A 15,722-nucleotide genomic window follows, 5' to 3' on the forward strand; every position below is an offset into this window, starting at 1 on the left:
CGCTTCGGCGTGCTCACACGCTACGGGAACGCACCGACAGCGAGAACCCCCCGAAACGAGGGGTCAGGACGCATCGGTCAGGACTTCGTGGCAGCCGTCGCCTTCTTCGCCGGAGCCTTCTTGGCGGCGGTCTTCTTCGCGGCCGTCTTCTTGGCCGCCGCGCCCTCGCCCGTCGTGCCCGCGGCCTTCTTCGCTGTGGTCTTCTTGGCGGTGGTCTTCTTCGCCGCGGCCTTCTTGGCCGACTTCTTCGCGGCCTTCTTCACCGGCCCGCGCGCCCGCCGATCCGCGAGCAGTTCGGAGGCGCGCTCATCGGTGATGGACTCGACCTCGTCGCCCTTGCGCAGACTGGCATTGGTCTCGCCGTCGGTGACATACGGTCCGAACCGACCGTCCTTGATCACCATGGGCTTCTGCGACGCCGGATCGACACCCAGCTCACGCAGCGGTGCCGCACTCGCCGCCTGCCCGCCGCGCCGCTTGGGCTCGGCGTAGATCTTCAGCGCCTCCTCCAGCGTCACGGTGAAGATCTGCTCCTCCCCCGCCAGCGACCGCGAATCCGTGCCCTTCTTCAGGTACGGCCCGTAACGTCCGTTCTGCGCGGTGATCTCCTCGCCGGAAGCCGGATCGACGCCCACCACCCGCGGCAGCGACAGCAGCTTGAGCGCGTCGTCGAGGGTGATGGTGCTCAGATCCATCGACTTGAACAGCGACCCGGTGCGCGGCTTCGGCGCGGCCGCCTTCTTGGCGGGTTTCTTGCCGCCGGTGTCGATATCGGCCTCGGGCTCCGGCAGGATCTCGGTGACGTACGGCCCGAAACGTCCTTCCTTGGCGACGATTTCGTGTCCGGTCTCCGGATCCTTGCCGAGGCGGCGGCCCTCCTGCGGAGTGGCGAACAGCTTCTCCGCGACCTCGGGGGTCAGCTCGTCCGGCGGCAGCTCGTCGGGCAGATTCGCCCGCTGCGAGACCGGATCCCCTTGCGGGTCATCAGGATTGGCGACCATGCGCTCCAGATACGGCCCGTACCGGCCGACCCGGACCACCACGTCGCGGCCCTCGGCATCGCTGAACAGCTTGATGGAGTTGATCAGTCGCGCGTCGATGTCGTCGAGCTGCTCGCCCACCATCTTCTTGAGCCCGCCACTGCGCGCGACCGAACCCTCGACACCGTGATCGCCGCCGAAATAGAAGCTGGACAACCAGTTTCCGCGCTGCTCCCGCCCGCCTGCGATGGCGTCGAGATCGTCCTCCATGGCCGCGGTGAAGTCGAAGTCGACCAGACGGCCGAAGTACGCCTCCAGCAGGCCGACCACCGCGAACGCCACCCAGGACGGCACCAGCGCACTGCCGCGCTTGTACACGTACCCGCGATCGAGAATGGTCTTGATGATCGACGAATAGGTCGACGGGCGACCGATGCCGAGCTCTTCGAGCGCCTTGATCAGCGAGGCTTCGGTGAATCGCGGCGGCGGATTGGTGGTGTGCCCGTCGGGGTTGAGCTCCACGGCCGTGACGCCCTGCCCCTCGGACAGCGCGGGCAACCGCGATTCGGCGTCGTCGGACTGACCGCCCGCCTCCTCGTCGACACTCTCGACATACGCCTTCAGGAAGCCCGGGAAGGTGATGGTGCGGCCCGACGCCGAAAACACGCATTCCTCACCGGTATTCGCGACACCGGTGATGCGGACCGTCAGCGTGGTACCGCGTGCGTCCGCCATCTGCGAGGCCACGGTCCGCTGCCAAATCAGTTCGTACAAACGGAATTCGTCATTGTCGAGCCGCGAATGCAGCTGCCCCGGCGTGGCGAAGGTGTCGCCCGACGGGCGGATGGCCTCGTGCGCCTCCTGCGCGTTCTTGACCTTCCGGTTGTACTGGCGCGGAGTAGGACTCACGAATTCCGCACCGTACAACTGCGTGGCCTGCGCCCGCGCCGCCTGAATCGCCGACTCCGACAAGGTCGTCGAGTCGGTACGCATGTAGGTGATGTAGCCGTTCTCGTACAGCCGCTGCGCCACCCGCATGGTGCGCTCGGAGCCGAAGCGCAGCTTGCGCGCCGCCTCCTGCTGCAGGGTCGAGGTCATGAACGGCGCGTAGGGCTTGCGCGTGTAGGGCTTGGATTCGACGGAGGTGACCGCCAGGTCCACCCCCTGCAGCCCCTCGGCCAGGCGCCGCGCGTGATCGGCGTCGAGCACGACCACACCGGAGGCGGTCTTGAGCAGACCGTCCGGCCCGAAGTCGCGACCGGACGCCACCCGCGCCCCGTCCACGTTCACCAGCCGCGCGCCGAACACCCGGGGGTTCCCGGCCTCGCTCTCGCCGCCGGCGTCCAGCTTGGCGGCGATGTCCCAGTACTCCGCGGAACGGAACGCCATGCGCTCCCGCTCGCGCTGCACGATCACGCGGGTCGCCACCGACTGCACCCGGCCCGCCGACAGTTTCGGCATGACCTTCTTCCACAGCACGGGGCTGACCTCGTAGCCGTAGAGACGGTCCAGGATGCGCCGCGTCTCCTGCGCGTCGACCAGATCCTGGTCCAGATCCCGGGTGTCGGCGGCGGCCGCGCGAATGGCGGGCTCGGTGATCTCGTGGAACACCATGCGCCGGACCGGAACCTTCGGCTTGAGGGTTTCCAGCAGATGCCACGCGATGGCCTCGCCCTCGCGGTCGGGGTCGGTGGCGAGGTAGAGCTCGTCGGCGTCGGCGAGCAGGCTCTTGAGCTCGCTGACCTTGGCCTTCTTATCCGGGCTGATCACATAGATGGGCTCGAAGTCGTTGTTGACGTCGACGCCCAGGCGCGCCCAGTCCTGTCCTTTGTATTTGGCGGGCACATCCGCCGCGCCGCGCGGCAGGTCCCGAATGTGACCGACCGACGCCTCCACGACATAGTTGCGACCGAGGTAGGGGGCGATCTTGCGGGCCTTCGTCGGCGACTCGACGATCACGAGACGACGCAGGGGGCGCCCCCGGTCGGGCGCTGCGTTGGAGTTCGGCGCTGCACCGCGGTCTCGTGTTGCCACCGGCGAACACACCTTTCCTGTCGATCCGCGTGGCGCTGGTGCGCGCGATACGCGGCTGGGGCAAGCGGCTGCGACTACATATATCGCTGCCAGCAACGTTTATACCGTGTTGAAGCGCTGCGTCTCGGGCGCAGCGGCGATGTGGCCCCGGGTTGTGATCGAGTGTAATGGGTCCGGATATGGGTCGTCCCCCACCGCCGGGTGGCGGTGGGGGACGGATACCTGTTGGGTAGGCCCGCTCAGATCAGAGCGCGCGAACACCAGTGGCCTGCGGGCCCTTGGTGCCCTGCCCGACCTCGAACTCGACCTTCTGGTTCTCCTCGAGGGTGCGGAAGCCCGAACCCTGGATCTCGGAGTAGTGGACGAAGACGTCAGCGGACCCGTCCTCGGGCGCGATGAAGCCGAACCCCTTCTCCGCGTTGAACCACTTCACAGTTCCCTGTGCCATTCTGTTCCTTCTCTTTCCATACCGGAACGGCGGACAACGAGGTTCGTCCACCGGGTCCGTTCCGAGCGCTGTACTCTTGTTCCCCCTGCAGGAAAGCACCAAGCACACCGTTCGCAACATCGATCCTGCTGATGGTTTGGACTTTGGATCCGTCCCTCGAACACAGAAGCTTGCGACCAGGAACCAGTGAACCATGTCTTCGGTGAATTCAACAGCGGAGTTACCCACAATTTGCAAAAAAGTTGATCTTGCGAATGCGCAGGTGAGGGGCATAATGCCCAAATCCGTACTTGAAGTAGGTTTGCTTCGTGATAACCGAGCGAGCATCCGGCAAACAGGCTGTGACGCGGGTCGCTACTCTGTAGTGAAATGGCAGGTAGACCCACAGACGTACACACCGTTCGCACCCCGCCCGCGTGTCGCGGGGCATGTTCGATGAAACCGGCAGCTCGAGCAGTGCACATCGACGGTACGAGCTACGGTAGATCGTTGCTGAATCGTGTCCTGATCGGCTTCGAAAACGGTGACGCCAGACTCACCCATATCAGCGAGCTACCGTCCCGTGCGGCACAGGTCACGGAATGGCCGCAATGGTCATCGCCGGACGTGGTCGAAGCGCTACAGGCGTCCGGTGTCGACACGCCGTGGACCCATCAGGCCGATACCGCTGAGCTGGCCTTTTCCGGTCGAAACGTGGTCGTCAGCACCGGCACCGCCTCCGGCAAATCGGTCGGATACCAACTGCCCGTCCTGACCACGCTGCACGCGGACCCCAAGGCGACGGCCCTGTACCTGTCCCCCACCAAGGCGCTGGGGGCCGATCAGCTGCGCTGTGCCACCGAGCTGACCGACGGGCCGCTCCGTCATATCCATCCCGCCGCCTACGACGGCGACACGCCGGGCGAGATCCGACAGTGGGTGCGGGCGCACAGCCGCTGGGTCTTCACCAATCCCGACATGCTGCACCTCGGCATCCTGCGCGGACATCAGCGCTGGGCCCGGCTGCTGCGCAATCTGCGCTACGTGGTGATCGACGAATGCCACACCTACCGGGGTGTCTTCGGCTCCCACGTGGCACTGGTGCTGCGGCGGCTGCGGCGACTCGCCCAGCGGTACGGGTCCGATCCGGTCTTCATTCTGTGCTCGGCCACCGCCGCCGAACCGGCCGCGACGGCGGCGCGGCTGATCGGCGCACCGTGCGCGGCGGTGACCGCGGACGGCTCGCCGCAGGGCGCTCGCACCGTGGCGCTGTGGGAGCCACCGCTGATCGAGGGCGTGACCGGGGAGAACGGGGCCGCGGTGCGACGCTCGGCGGGCGCGGAGGCGGCGCGGGTGATGGCCGAACTCGTGGCCGAGGGGGCGAGCACGCTCGCCTTCGTGCGGTCGCGGCGGTCCGCGGAACTGGTCGCGATGGACACGCGACACCTGCTCTCGGAGGTCGATCCCCAGCTCACTTCGCGTGTCGCCGCCTATCGGGCCGGATATCTGGCCGAGGATCGGCGGGCGCTGGAGGCCGCCCTCTCCGACGGCTCACTGCTCGGCGTGGCGACCACCAACGCCCTGGAACTGGGCGTAGACATCGCCGGGCTGGATGCCGTGGTGGTCACCGGCTATCCGGGCACGGTGGCCTCCTTCTGGCAGCAGGCCGGGCGGGCGGGGCGGCGCACCCAGGGGGCATTGGTGCTGCTCATCGCCCGGGACGATCCCCTCGACACCTATCTGGTGCACCATCCCGAAGCGCTGCTGGGCAAGCCCATCGAGGCCACCATCACCGACCCGCACAATCCCTATGTACTCGGGCCGCATCTGCTGTGCGCGGCCATGGAACAGCCGCTCAGCGATGCCGAAGTCCATGCGTTCGGAGCCTGGGAACTGCTGTCCGACCTGGCGGAACAGGGGCTGATCCGGCGGCGCGCCCGGGCGGCGCGCGATGGCGGCGCCCGCTGGTTCGTGACCGCCGACGCGCATCCGCACGACGCGGTCGACGTCCGCGGCGGCATCGGCACCACGGTGGCGGTCGTGGACGGGGAGAGCGGGCGGCTGCTCGGCACCACCGATGCCGGACGCGCCCCGGCCACCCTGCACGAAGGGGCCGTTCACCTGCACCAGGGCGAGAGCTACGTGGTGGACGAACTGGATCTCGACGGCGGGGTGGCGCTGGTGCACGCCGAGACGCCGAGTTGGACCACCAGTGCCCGGGCGGTCACGACCGTCGAGGTGGAAGCTGTCGATGACCAGCGGATTCACGGTGCGGTGACGACCGCGCTGGCGCGCGTGCTGGTCACCCGGCAGGTGGTGGGCTATCTGCGGCGACTGCCCAGCGGCGAGGTGCTCGACATGGTGCCGCTGGATATGCCCGCGCAGCCGCTGCCGACACGGGCGGTGCTCTACACGGTCACCCCGGAACTACTGGAACACGCCGGGATCGACGCCGGGCGTGTCGCGGGGGCGCTGCATGCCGCCGAACATGCGGCGATCGGCATGCTGCCGCTGGTCGCGACGTGCGACAGGTGGGATATCGGCGGCGTGTCGACCGCGGAGCATCCCGATACCGGACTGCCGACGGTCTTCGTCTACGACGGTCACCCGGGTGGGGCGGGCTTCGCCGAGCGCGGGTTCGCGCGGCTGCGGTACTGGCTGACGGCGACGCTGGAGGTCATCCGGTCCTGCGGATGCGCGAACGGATGCCCGTCCTGCGTACAGTCTCCGAAGTGCGGAAACGGCAACAACCCGCTGGACAAGGCGGGGGCCGAGCGGCTGTTGGCGGCAGTGCTGGCACAGCTGCGCGATGGTGACGACGGTCACGCCGAATCGTGACGCGGCCGTCGTCGGGGTGAGATCGTTTCGCCACCTGCACGCTTCGGCGTGTCGTGGCGGCGAGTCGGGGCCGGGTCGGACGATCCGGACGGTTCGCCGCGAGTCATGCACAGCGCAGCCCGCATGTGAATAAAAAGGGATGTGATCCTGTTAACTGACCCGTTGCTCTCGGTCTCGAATGTAGACGGGTATTCACCTGTGCATTTATTCGAATCGCGGTTTGCGCATGTAATGCGTTCTGATCATTTCCAGCATTAATGAACGGCACGGCCGGACCGGAATTAGAGATTGATCATGAGCTTGTGTCGTGCACAACAGCGCCGGATGTGATGGTGATCATCAATTTTCCATCACCAACCGTTCGGTATTTGTAGACCAACCTCCCGGTATTGCGACCGCCGGGCGGTCGCCGAGCTAACCCGGGCCCACGACCGGACCCGCACGAGCCGAGGCCCGCACCATCCGCGTACCCAGCGGGCCGAGGGTTATCCCCGACTCCACGGTGACCGTCACATCCCAGCCCGCGACCACGCACCCCCGAATCCGTACCCCCATGCGCTGCCCGACTCGGTTCGCCTCCGCACAGCCCGCGTCCGTGCCCCGGTCCAGGCCGCCCGCCGCGGCCAGTGCGGCCAGGTCCGCCGCCGATTGGGCCTCATGTCGCGCCACCACGGCCACACCGAGCTGCGCGAGCAGCAGTGTCACGGTCAGCAGCGCAGCCAATGCCCAGGCGGCGGTGACCGTGGCCGAGCCCGCATCGGCTCGAAGTCGGGCGGGCGATACGTCGCTCATGACCGAACTCCCGGCTCGCTGACCGCCACCGCCGTGGCGCGCAGTTCGAGGCCGGGTAGCAGCGGCAGGCGGGCGGTCACCGTCGCGACGACCAGGTCCGCGTCCGCGCGCACGGTGATGTCGGCTCCCGGCGGGGCCACGCGCCCGGCGGTCGGGACGGCCTCGGACTGCGCACCCCGGGCGGTGAGGCGGGCCGCCTCGCGCGCGGCGTCCACACAGCGCACCTGAGCCGAGGCGGCCAGCAGCGCACCGATGCACAGCGCCATGCCCAGCAGGATCGTCGCCAGGGCGAGCGCCGCTTCGACCGTCGCCATCCCGGCGTCGGCGCGGCATCCGCGGGGATTCGGGCGCGAAACCCCCGAGGACGCCCGCGATCTCGTCAACCGACCGAGGTCTTCAACGCCTTGTCGATGATCCGGGTGAGCGCGTTGACGATGCTGTCGCCGGTGACCACCGCGTAGAGCACGGCCCCGAACGCGGCCGCGGCGATCGTTCCGATGGCGTACTCGGCGGTACTCATCCCGTTCTCGGCCGTCGCCGCCAGCAGTAGACGAGTTCGCAAGCGCAGAGTCATGTTTCGAACCGTGGATCGCATGCGGTGTTCCTCTCCTCGGTCCGGTGCGGCGAATCCGCACCGGCACAGTCGTGGTGTTCACAGCAGTCCGCCCGCCATGACCCGACCGGCCAGCCCGATGACGACCGGCACGATGCCCAGACAGACGAAGGCGGGCAGGAAGCACAGTCCGAGCGGGCCGCTGATCAGCACGCCGGCCCGCTCGGCCCGTGCGGCCGCGGCGTCCTCCACCTCGCCCCGCCGCTGCTGCGCCAACTCGCCGACGGCGACGGCCAGGGAAGCTCCCGAGCGCGCGGACCGGCGCGCCAGCCGGGTCAGGGCCGTCACCGCCGCATCGCACACTCCGGCGCCCGCCCGCTCCCAGGCCACCGCCGGATCGGCTCCCAGCGCGAGCAGATCCGCCGCCCGCCGCAAGACCGTGCGCACCGGCTCGGGCGCGCTCACCGCCACCGCATCCGCGGCCGCCGCGGTCGGCAGCCCGGCTCGCAGGCACGCCGCGAACAGATCCAATGCCGCCGCCACCCCCAGTGGGTCCGGCCGCGCCCGTACCGCCGTTCCCCGATCCGGCCGCCGCCGGTCGACCAGCCCACCCAATCGCCGCCGCCCCACATCCCGGCCCGGGAGCAGCACCAAGGCGACGGCCACGAGCAGGAGTGGCGTCGAGTACGCGCTCATGGCAGTGACTTCCGTCCAAGCGTGGTCATCGCAGGACCTTTCGGGTGATGGCGTCCGTCCAGAGGAGGCCGGTGCAGGTGAGAGTGGTGCCGAGGGGGAGGAGGAGTTGGCCGGGCGGGGTGGTGAGGAGGATGTGGAGCGGGGCGGCGCCCATCAGGTGGCCCAGGGCCAGGCCCAGGAGGGGCAGGGCGGAGAGGACAGCGGCGGTGGCGTGGGCTCCGGCCAGGGCGGCACGGGTGCGGGCCTGGAAGCGTTTGCGGCCCAGCAGGTCCGTGCGGGCGGCGGTGAGCAGTTCGGCGAGCGCCAAGCCGTGGGATTCGGCGACCTGCCAGGCATCGGCGACCCGGGAAAGGTCGTGGGTTATGGCGCTGTTCGGGTGGCGGAGGCCGCTGGCGCCGCTGCCGCCGAGGCGGCTGCGGGCCGCGCTCACCGCGAAGGCGTGGCTGGCGTCCCCGGCGGTCTCGCGGGCGGCGATCTCGGCGGCGGCGCTGGGGTGGGCTCCCACCCGCAGCTCACCGATGATCACCTCCAGGCCGTCGAGCAGGTGGGCGAGTTCGGCGGCATGGCGGCGGGCGTGCCGGCGACGGTGATGGCGGACCGCGAAGGTCGCGGCGAGTACGGCCGCGGCGAGCATGGTGCCGAAACCGACCAGCCACAGGCTGAGCGGGATCAGTGGCACCACCACCCGGAGGACGAACGGCGACAACGCTTTCCGCTTCGGTACCGGTGGGCCGAAGAGCGCCGCGCACCTACGGCGTGCGGGTGGCGGCGGCAACGTCACGAGCGCGAGCGCCAGGCAGGCGAGCGCCGGGCTCGGATAGGCGAGCAGTTCACGCATCGGATCGCTCCGTCCGTCGTCTCGCGACCGACCACTCGTCCCGTGCCGGATGGCATTGGGTCGGACGCCGTACCGGGGTGCTCATCGATCGAGACGTTCGTCGATGAGCCGGGTCAGGATGGGAGCCGCGGGGGCGGGGCGGGTAGTGGCGGTCCAGGCGGGCTCGATGTGGACGGTCCCGGAGGGGGTACGGGTGACGACGCCGATCTCACGGAGGGCACGGGAGCCGTCGGGGCGGCGGTGGACGTGCAGGACGACCTGAATGGCGGCGGCCAGCTGGCTGTGCAGGGCGAGGCGGTCCATACCGCCCAGGGCCGCCAGGGCCTCCAGGCGGGCGGGGACCTCGCCGGGCGAGTTGGCGTGCACGGTGCCCGCGCCGCCGTCGTGGCCGGTGTTGAGCGCGGTCAGCAGGTCCACCACCTCCGCGCCGCGAACCTCGCCGACGACGATGCGGTCGGGACGCATGCGCAGCGCCTGGCGGACCAGGTCGCGAACCGTGACCTCGCCCACCCCTTCGACATTCGGGGTGCGCGCCACCAGCCGGACCACGTGCGGGTGCGGTGGGGCGAGTTCGGCGGCGTCCTCCACGCAGACGATGCGCTCGGCCGCGTCCACCTTGGCGAGCAGTCCGGAGAGCAAGGTGGTCTTGCCCGCGCCGGTACCGCCGACCACGAGGAAGGCCAGGCGGGCGCGGATGATGTTCTCCAGCAGGCGTTTCGCATCGGGCGGGACGGCACCGGCAGCAGCCAGGGCATCGAGGCCCTGTGTGGCCGGGCGGAGTATGCGCAGCGACAGGCAGGTGCCGCCGTGGGCGATGGGGGCCAGCACGGCATGCAGCCGCACGCCGAAGGAATTCCCCACCGCCGTCTCACTTCCGGCGAGCCGACCGTCCACCCACGGCTGCGCGTCGTCCAGTCGTCGCCCGGCCGACAGCGCCAGACGCTGCGCCAGCCGCCGCACCGCGGCCTCGTCCGGAAACCGCACCGAGGTCCGCCGCAGCCCCTGCCCGCGGTCCACCCACACCGCATCCGGTCCGGTCACCAGCACATCCGCCACCTCGGGGTCGTGCAGCAGCGGCTCCAGCACCCCCGCTCCGGTCAGTTCCGTCTGCAGCAAGCGCAGCGCCCGCAGCAGATCGGTATCCCCGAGCACCCCGCCCGCCTCGGCCCGAACAGCCGCCGCCACCTGCGCCGGGTCCGGATCTCCGACCCCGTCCGCCAGCCGCTCCCGCACTCGCTCCAGCAGTTCGGCGGTCACCAGCGCGCTCATCGCCGCCCCGGTTCCGGTATGAGTGGCGTGACGGCAGGCCCGGCCGGGACATCGTGTGGTGCAACAGGATCGACCGCGGTTGCGGGCGGTTTCGGCTGCTGTGCCGCGAACGTGTGCCGTATCGGCTCGCGGGGCGCTGCGCACCCGGATCGCGGTGGGGCGCCGGTGGAGGTGAGCACACCGAGGACGGCGGTGGCGGCGCGGTGGAGGGGGTGGCGGGCGTGCAGGGGCAGGCCGCCGCGTTCCAGCTGATGGGAGAGCGCGGGGAGGGCACGCATGGTGTGGAGCAGCGGGAGGTCGAGGGCGGTGGCGATGTCGGCGGGGCGCAGGCCACCGGGGGCCGGCCCGCGAACCAGCAGGGCGAGGTTCGGATTTCGGGTGCGGAGGCGGGCGGTGGTGGGTTCGGCGGCGGCTACCGCGCGGAGCTGGGCGGGGGCGATGAGCACCACCAGGTCGGCCGAGTCGAGAAGTTGGTCGGCGTGTGCGCCACGTTCGGTGGAGAGGTCGCAGACGAGCAGATCCCCCGCGCCGCGCACGGCATCCAGGACGGCGCGCACGGCCGTCGGCGGTGGAGCGGGCGCGGATCCGTCTCTGGTGCAAGCGAGTACGGTGATGCCGCCGACGCCGGGCAGTGCCGCGTGCAGCGCGTCGGCGGCGACGCGGCCGTGCTCCACGGCGAGGTCGGGCCAGCGGGGTCCGGGTGCTTGCTCGAGACCGAGCAGCAGATCGAGCCCGCCGCCGAAGGGTGCGGCGTCCAGCAGCAGCGTGCGCGGCCGGAACCGACGGCGCGCCGCCGTGAGTGCGATGGCCGCGGCCAGGGTGGACGCACCGGCCCCGCCGCAGGCTCCGGCCACCGCGACCACCACCCCGCGACCGCCGCCACCGTGAGCATTCGCGGCGAATGCCGCGATCAGCGCCTCGGCCGCATCGGGTAAGGCCAGCACCTGTTCCGCACCGACGGCGGTGGCGGTCTGCCAGTCGGGCAAACCCGGTTCGTCCTCGGTGACCAACAACACCCCGGGCCGCCGCGGACACCGCGCGGCCGCGCATTCGCGGGCGGCGGCGGTATCGAGCAGGACCACGGACGCCCCCATCCAGTCGTGCCGCCCGACCGGTAGCGCCCGCTCGTCCACGCGCCGATCGGCAGCGGCGGCGATGCGGCGGATCTCGGCGCGCAAGCCCGGCCGGTCGACGAGCATGAGCGCGGGCGCGGCGGCGACAACAGGGTTCATGCAGGTCAGCGTCACAGATGCGGATGACCGACGACAGACCCGCAGCGGCGAGTGTGGATAACACGCGGCCTGTGGAGAACTACGCCCCGCGGGACCGAGGCGAATCGGTCCGGAAATAGAGGACGGCCCCAGCCGGGGGGGGAGGAGGCTGGGGCCGTCGGGGTTCAGCCCCGGGGGGTCGGGCTGAACGCGCCTGGACCATGTCCAGGTAATTGCGATACTACACCCAAGCCCCGCCCGGAATGCAAGTCCGTCGCGCGAGTCGTTTTCCGAACCGGACATGCCGGCTTCCGGCTGGCAAACCCGTCCGGACCGACCGCCCGCCACCCCACCGCCCCGGAAAACCTATTCTGGACGGCGTGACAGCCGAACGCGGACGAGTCGCCGCCTTCTTCGATCTCGACAAGACCGTGATCGCCCGATCCAGCGCCTTCGTGTTCAGCAAGCCGTTCCTGGATCAGGGTCTGCTCAGCCGCCGCGCGGTGCTCGAAAGCAGTTATGCCCATTTCCTGTTCCTGCTCAGCGGCGCCGACCACGACCAGATGGAGCGGATGCGCGCGCATCTCACCAGCATGTGCGCTGGTTGGGACGTCGAGCAGGTGAAGGGCATCGTGGCCGAGACCCTGCACGAGATCGTGGACCCGCTCATCTACGCCGAGGCCGCCGATCTCATTGCCGACCACCGCATCCGCGGCCACGACGTGATCGTGGTGTCGGCCTCGGGCGAGGAGATCGTCGCGCCGATCGCCGCCGCGCTGGGCGCCGATCATGTGGCCGCCACCCGCATGGTCGTCGAGAACGGCAAGTACACCGGCGAAGTCGAGTTCTACTGTTACGGCGAGGGCAAAGTTCAAGCGATCGAAAAGCTTTCCGCGAGTGAGGGTTACGACCTGTCTCGCTGCTACGCCTACTCCGACTCGGTGACCGATCTGCCCATGCTGGCGGCGGTCGGACATCCGACGGTGGTGAATCCGGACCGGGCGCTGCGGCGGGAGGCGCATCAGCGCGGCTGGCCGGTGCTGACCTTCGAGAATCCGGTGTCGCTGTGGTCGCGTATCCCCGCCCCCTCGACCACCACGGTGGCCGCGAGCGTGGCCGTCGGACTCGGCGCGGTGGCCGCCGGGGCACTGAGCTACCGACTACTGCGCAAGCGGCGCTGAGCTGGCGTGAAACGCCGCGCGACACACCGCTCGAGGAAAGTTTCCGCAGCTCTTGCTGTGAGTGCGGTCACAGAGTAACAATGGTGACAAGGAAGGACGGAAGGCCAAGATCGGATCGGAAGAGAAGGTCCTATCTCCCATCCCACCCTTCCCAGCACGGACACCAGGCACCCACGCGGAGCACGCCGCGACAAGGGCACGAGTGTTGTGGGCCTGCGTTATCCGTGATTCCGTCGATGACGGCCCCGCACACGCTGTGGGGATGAATCGGCGGGGTCCGGAGAGCTCGCCGAGGCCGAATCACACAACCCGATACAGCACGCTTGGTAACCGGGTGGTCCGTGCTAGCGGGCGGTGAGGTCGCAACAGCGACAACGCCGCCCGCTCTGATGTGCGGGGACTTCGTGCGGGGAACTTTTCAGCCGGATGCCGCGTCGGCGATCGAACGGGCCTCGCGGGCACCGTCTTCCAGCGCCCCGGAGTGGAAGATGACCCAGCCGCCCACCGCGTTCGGGGTACCGGTGCCGAAGGCGGCCACCGCATCCAGATACGCCTGACGGCGGCGCAGCAGGAACACCTCCGGCACGCCGAGGCTGTGCGGATCCAGCCCGCTGGACACCGCGACCAGCCGGGAAGCCGCCCGCGCCACGATGCCGTCGGCGGTGCCGAACGGTCGCAGCGTCAGCAGCTCCCCGTGCACGACGGCCGCGACCACCGGGGCGGGGGCGTTCGTGGTCAGCACCGTCTGCGCCAACAGGTCGAGTCGCTCCGCCACTCCCGGCACATCCCGCGGACGTCCCAGCGACTGCTGGTCGGCGACCATATCGGCGGCGGCCAGCAGATGCAGCCGCGCGAGGGCTTGCAGCGGCGCGCGCTGCCATACTCCGGCGAGCGTGCGCAGCGCCTCCCCGTCGAGGGCCTGCCCGACCCGCAGCGATCCGGCGAGCACCGGGTCCTCCACCCGCCCGTCGGCCGGAATGTCGATGCTGCCGCCGTCGATGGCAGCCGACGACCGCGCCGCCCGCACCGCCGCCTCGGCCGCCGTGGTCGGCCAGCCGCGCCGGTTGGCCCGGTGCCGGTGCACCTCGGCGAGCGCGTCGCGGGCCTTGTCGGCGGCCTCGCGCACACCGGGCAGGTCGACTAGGGGCTGGAGCGGGTCGGTCACGGGTTATGAGGCTACTTGTCCCGGGTGACCGGGCCGCCCGCCCCCTCGACGCAGTCAGCTCGCCAGCAGTTCCCGCCCCGGGATGGCGTCGAGCAGGCGGCGGGTGTAGTCGGATTCCGGATTGTCGAAGACCTCCGTGGTGGCGGCGGCCTCGACCACCCGGCCCTGCCGCATCACCACCACATCGTCGGCGATCTGGCGGACCACGGCCAGGTCGTGGGTGATGAACAGGTAGGACAGGCCCAGCTCGGCCTGCAGGTCGTTGAGCAGGGTGAGGATCTGTGCCTGCACCAGCACGTCCAGTGCGGAGACGGCCTCGTCGCAGACCACCACCTCGGGTCGCAGGGCCAGGGCGCGGGCGATGGCCACGCGCTGGCGCTGGCCGCCGGAGAGCTCATTGGGGTAGCGCCGCATGACCGAAGCGGGCAGCGAGACCTTGTCGAGCAGGTCGCGGACGGTGTCCTCGCGCTCGGACCGGGTGCCGACACCGTGCACGCGCAGCGGTTCCTCGATGGTGCGGTAGATGGAGTACATGGGGTCGAGCGACCCGTACGGGTCCTGGAACACCGGCTGCACGCGTCGCCGGAATCCCAAGGCCGACTTACCTTTCAGTGCCGCCACCGGAGCACCGTCGAACAGCACCCGCCCGGCGGTCGGGTTCAGCAGCCCCAGCACCATGTGCGCCACGGTCGATTTCCCGGACCCGGATTCGCCGACGATGGCCGTGGTGGTGCCCCGCCGCAGCCGGAAGGAAACATCGTCGACAGCCGTGAAGTCCGTCGACTGCCAAGGCCGCTTGCCGCGGATCCGGAATCTCTTGACGAGGTTCTCGGCGATCACGACATCATCGGGCAGGGTGGCGGTTTCGGCCTCGGCGACCTCCACCGCGTGCTCACGGACCTCGACGCGGTGGCGCACCGTCGAGAGCCGCTGCGAGGCCAGCGAGGGTGCGGAGTTCACCAGTTTCTTGGTGTAGGCGTGCTGCGGGTCACGCAGGATCCGCAGTGCCGGACCGGATTCCACCACCCGCCCGCGATACATGACCACCAGGTGTTCGGCACGTTCGGCGGCCAGGCCGAGGTCGTGGGTGATCAGCAGGACCGCCGTGCCGAGTTCGGTGGTGAGCCGGTCCAGGTGGTCGAGGATCTGCCGTTGCACGGTGACGTCGAGCGCCGAGGTGGGTTCGTCGGCGATGAGCAGTTTCGGCCGGCAGGACAGTCCGATGGCGATGAGGGCGCGCTGGCGCATACCGCCGGAGAATTCGTGCGGGTACTGGTTCATCCGTCGCTCGGCGTCGGACATCCCGGCTTCCTCGAGCAGTTCCATGGCGCGGCGGCGCGCCTCGGTGCCCTTGGCGATGCCGTTGGCCGCCAGGGTTTCCCGCACCTGGAAGCCGATCTTCCAGACCGGGTTCAGGTTGGACATGGGATCCTGGGGCACCAGTCCGATGCCGCGCCCGCGCACGGCGACGATCTCCGGTGCCGACGCCCGGGTGAGGTCCTTGCCGTCGAATCGGATGGATCCCGAGGTCACCTGTCCGGTGCCGGGTAGCAGGTCGATGATGGCGTGTGCCGTGGTGGACTTCCCGGAGCCGGATTCTCCGACAATGGCGACGGTCTGCCCCGGGTACACGGTGAGACTCACATCCCGCACGGCGGGCACCCGCTTGCCGTCGGAGGTGAAGCAGACATTGAGATCGCGGATGTCCAGCAGTGGCGTGTCGTCAGCGGTCACGGCG

The 15,722-nt window shown here is 69.8% G+C and carries 13 protein-coding genes; 2 read left to right on the plus strand and 11 right to left on the minus strand.

Annotated elements, in window-relative coordinates; all coding sequences use genetic code 11:
• Positions 1-77: 77 nt before the first annotated feature.
• Positions 78-3,014 carry a type I DNA topoisomerase gene (gene topA / locus FOH10_RS29560; RefSeq protein ID WP_425326110.1) on the minus strand — a complete coding sequence of 979 codons (2,937 nt, stop codon included), beginning with the start codon at positions 3,012-3,014 and terminating at the stop codon, positions 78-80.
• 244 nt (positions 3,015-3,258) lie between these two features.
• Positions 3,259-3,462: a cold-shock protein gene (locus FOH10_RS29565; protein ID WP_029925108.1), complete on the minus strand. Its 204-nt coding sequence runs from the start codon at positions 3,460-3,462 to the stop codon at positions 3,259-3,261.
• A gap of 435 nt (positions 3,463-3,897) precedes the next feature.
• Between FOH10_RS29565 and FOH10_RS29570 the strand changes: the two genes are divergently transcribed.
• Entirely contained in the window at positions 3,898-6,279 is a 2,382-nt protein-coding gene (locus FOH10_RS29570) for a DEAD/DEAH box helicase (RefSeq protein ID WP_143983140.1), read from the plus strand.
• 414 nt (positions 6,280-6,693) lie between these two features.
• Here FOH10_RS29570 and FOH10_RS29575 read toward each other — a convergent pair whose 3' ends face one another.
• The 7 genes from FOH10_RS29575 to ssd all read right to left on the minus strand — a co-directional run bounded on the left by FOH10_RS29575 (position 6,694) and on the right by ssd (position 11,659).
• Entirely contained in the window at positions 6,694-7,071 is a 378-nt protein-coding gene (locus FOH10_RS29575; protein WP_143983141.1) for an Rv3654c family TadE-like protein, read from the minus strand.
• A complete protein-coding gene (locus FOH10_RS29580) occupies positions 7,068-7,385 on the minus strand; it encodes a TadE family type IV pilus minor pilin (RefSeq protein ID WP_143983142.1) in 318 nt (105 codons plus the stop codon). Before FOH10_RS29580 ends, FOH10_RS29575 begins: the two co-directional genes overlap by 4 nt.
• A 65-nt stretch (positions 7,386-7,450) precedes the next feature.
• Positions 7,451-7,645 (minus strand): DUF4244 domain-containing protein, encoded by a 195-nt coding sequence (locus FOH10_RS29585; RefSeq protein WP_244961427.1) that lies wholly within the window; start codon positions 7,643-7,645, stop codon positions 7,451-7,453.
• A gap of 78 nt (positions 7,646-7,723) precedes the next feature.
• Positions 7,724-8,320: a type II secretion system F family protein gene (locus tag FOH10_RS29590; RefSeq protein ID WP_143983144.1), complete on the minus strand. Its 597-nt coding sequence runs from the start codon at positions 8,318-8,320 to the stop codon at positions 7,724-7,726.
• Positions 8,321-8,345: 25 nt separating this feature from the next.
• Positions 8,346-9,158: a type II secretion system F family protein gene (locus FOH10_RS29595; protein ID WP_143983145.1), complete on the minus strand. Its 813-nt coding sequence runs from the start codon at positions 9,156-9,158 to the stop codon at positions 8,346-8,348.
• 81 nt (positions 9,159-9,239) lie between these two features.
• Positions 9,240-10,427 (minus strand): TadA family conjugal transfer-associated ATPase, encoded by a 1,188-nt coding sequence (locus FOH10_RS29600; RefSeq protein ID WP_143983146.1) that lies wholly within the window; start codon positions 10,425-10,427, stop codon positions 9,240-9,242.
• Positions 10,424-11,659, minus strand: a complete 1,236-nt coding sequence (gene ssd, locus FOH10_RS29605; protein WP_143983147.1) for a septum site-determining protein Ssd — start codon at positions 11,657-11,659, stop codon at positions 10,424-10,426. The genes FOH10_RS29600 and ssd overlap by 4 nt, the downstream gene beginning before the upstream one ends.
• Before the next feature lie 242 nt (positions 11,660-11,901).
• Between ssd and FOH10_RS29610 the strand changes: the two genes are divergently transcribed.
• Positions 11,902-12,819, plus strand: coding sequence for an HAD family hydrolase (locus tag FOH10_RS29610; RefSeq protein ID WP_143983148.1), 918 nt, complete (start codon positions 11,902-11,904; stop codon positions 12,817-12,819).
• Positions 12,820-13,237: 418 nt separating this feature from the next.
• On the opposite strand, the gene FOH10_RS29615 is transcribed toward FOH10_RS29610, so the two are convergent.
• Both FOH10_RS29615 and FOH10_RS29620 read right to left on the minus strand, forming a co-directional pair.
• Positions 13,238-13,984 (minus strand): Fic family protein, encoded by a 747-nt coding sequence (locus FOH10_RS29615; protein ID WP_029925093.1) that lies wholly within the window; start codon positions 13,982-13,984, stop codon positions 13,238-13,240.
• Positions 13,985-14,038: 54 nt separating this feature from the next.
• A complete protein-coding gene (locus FOH10_RS29620; protein ID WP_221937894.1) occupies positions 14,039-15,718 on the minus strand; it encodes an ABC transporter ATP-binding protein in 1,680 nt (559 codons plus the stop codon).
• Positions 15,719-15,722 lie beyond the last annotated feature (4 nt).

This window comes from Nocardia otitidiscaviarum, from assembly GCF_007362295.1.
GTDB classification, from domain to species: domain Bacteria; phylum Actinomycetota; class Actinomycetes; order Mycobacteriales; family Mycobacteriaceae; genus Nocardia; species Nocardia otitidiscaviarum.

Coding starts and splice junctions, on each gene's coding strand:
- FOH10_RS29580 (WP_143983142.1), bottom strand. CDS start 7,385: ATGGCGACGGTCGAAGCGGCGCTCGCCCTGGCGACGATCCTGCTGGGC.
- FOH10_RS29595 (WP_143983145.1), bottom strand. CDS start 9,158: ATGCGTGAACTGCTCGCCTATCCGAGCCCGGCGCTCGCCTGCCTGGCG.
- FOH10_RS29575 (WP_143983141.1), bottom strand. CDS start 7,071: ATGAGCGACGTATCGCCCGCCCGACTTCGAGCCGATGCGGGCTCGGCC.
- FOH10_RS29590 (WP_143983144.1), bottom strand. CDS start 8,320: ATGAGCGCGTACTCGACGCCACTCCTGCTCGTGGCCGTCGCCTTGGTG.
- FOH10_RS29585 (WP_244961427.1), bottom strand. CDS start 7,645: ATGACTCTGCGCTTGCGAACTCGTCTACTGCTGGCGGCGACGGCCGAG.
- FOH10_RS29600 (WP_143983146.1), bottom strand. CDS start 10,427: ATGAGCGCGCTGGTGACCGCCGAACTGCTGGAGCGAGTGCGGGAGCGG.
- FOH10_RS29565 (WP_029925108.1), bottom strand. CDS start 3,462: ATGGCACAGGGAACTGTGAAGTGGTTCAACGCGGAGAAGGGGTTCGGC.
- FOH10_RS29610 (WP_143983148.1), top strand. CDS start 11,902: ATGCAAGTCCGTCGCGCGAGTCGTTTTCCGAACCGGACATGCCGGCTT.
- ssd (WP_143983147.1), bottom strand. CDS start 11,659: ATGAACCCTGTTGTCGCCGCCGCGCCCGCGCTCATGCTCGTCGACCGG.
- FOH10_RS29570 (WP_143983140.1), top strand. CDS start 3,898: ATGAAACCGGCAGCTCGAGCAGTGCACATCGACGGTACGAGCTACGGT.